This is a genomic window from Mesorhizobium sp. M7A.F.Ca.US.014.04.1.1 (assembly GCF_003998745.1).
Lineage (GTDB): Bacteria > Pseudomonadota > Alphaproteobacteria > Rhizobiales > Rhizobiaceae > Mesorhizobium > Mesorhizobium ciceri.
Map to the genome: position 1 here is coordinate 1 of NZ_RZRW01001085.1, position 1,113 is coordinate 1,113.

Consider the following 1,113-nt stretch of genomic DNA (forward strand, 5'->3'; position numbering starts at 1 on the left):
GCAGGATAGCGAGCGCGGCAAGACCGCGCCGTCGCCATTTTTTCTCGCCACCGCCGGCTGGGTCGATGTCGGTTGAAACCGCGCTCATGTCTTGCCCTGCCGTGTCTGGCCCTGCCGTGTCTGGCCCTGCGGCGGTGCAGGAGCGTCGAGATCGTATAGCGGCAAGACATCCGCCGGTTGACCATCGGCACCGGTCGGAACGGCATCGAGGCTGATGCGAGCCTGGGCGTCGAGCGGGCCGAACTGACGTGCGGCGATAAGCAGGCTGGCGCCTCGGATCTGGTCGGCCGGCAACTCGAAGACGAACAGGCCGCTTCTCTCCAGCCCTGGATCGACGGCATGTGGCGGCATATCCTGGCGATAGCTGAGCCGCTCCGTCTGGCGGTAGCGCAGGCCGGTCGGGCCTTGCCAGGTGCCGTCGGCGACCGTGGTGGAGGTGCTGGTGGCGGTGAGATTGGTCGCTGCCACCGCCCACAGTCCGCTGGTGGTCAGCAGCCTTTCCTGGCCGAACTGGTTGGTCTTCAGCGTGCGCGCAAAGACCATTCTGTCGAGGCGGACATCGAAGCTGCGCGCCCGCACCGTGTCGTGCATGGCGCCATCAATGGGGATCGGCGCGGTGAGTTCGGCATAATGCGGCTTCGACACCTGCATGCCGTAGCTGAGCACCACGGTGGCGGCGACGATCAGGAGATTGCCGATGGCGCGGATCCTCATGAGCCGCTCTCGGGCAGGTCGGCGACCGGCATGGTGACGGTGCCGAGCCGATAGGAATTGAACCAGCCCGGCGTGCCGTAAAGATTGTCGCGCGGCTTGAAGATCTCGGCGGTGACGCCGAAGCTGAGATTTGCCGGCACGGCGGCGTTACCGGCAAGCGGCCAGACATAGGCCATGCGTTCGGTCATGCCGGGATGCAGTTCCGGCGTCAGCGTCGAATCGCGGGCCAGCGCGATCATCGGCGTGGAATCGGGCAGGTCGATCCCGTCCGGCTTGAAGACGTTGAAATAAGCCTTGTCGGATTGCGCCGTGCGATTGGTCAGATCGGCCTCCAACACCAGCGCCTTCTGGCCTGGTTTCAGCGCCACGCCATAGAGTTTGGCGCGGCTGACATAGGCG

The 1,113-nt window shown here is 65.4% G+C and carries 2 protein-coding genes; both read right to left on the reverse strand.

The window, feature by feature from the left end:
- Positions 1 to 84: 84 nt before the first annotated feature.
- Complete coding sequence (locus EOA22_RS34670; RefSeq protein ID WP_063168643.1) at positions 85 to 714, reverse strand: hypothetical protein; 630 nt, start codon at positions 712 to 714, stop codon at positions 85 to 87.
- Positions 711 to 1,113: hypothetical protein (locus tag EOA22_RS34675; RefSeq protein WP_127390669.1), on the reverse strand; the 403-nt coding region annotated here is incomplete at its 5' end. The genes EOA22_RS34675 and EOA22_RS34670, both read right to left, overlap by 4 nt.

What these genes read in the sequence shown, in the direction of transcription:
- EOA22_RS34670 (WP_063168643.1), bottom strand. Translation starts at nt 714, where the DNA reads ATGAGGATCCGCGCCATCGGCAATCTCCTGATCGTCGCCGCCACCGTG.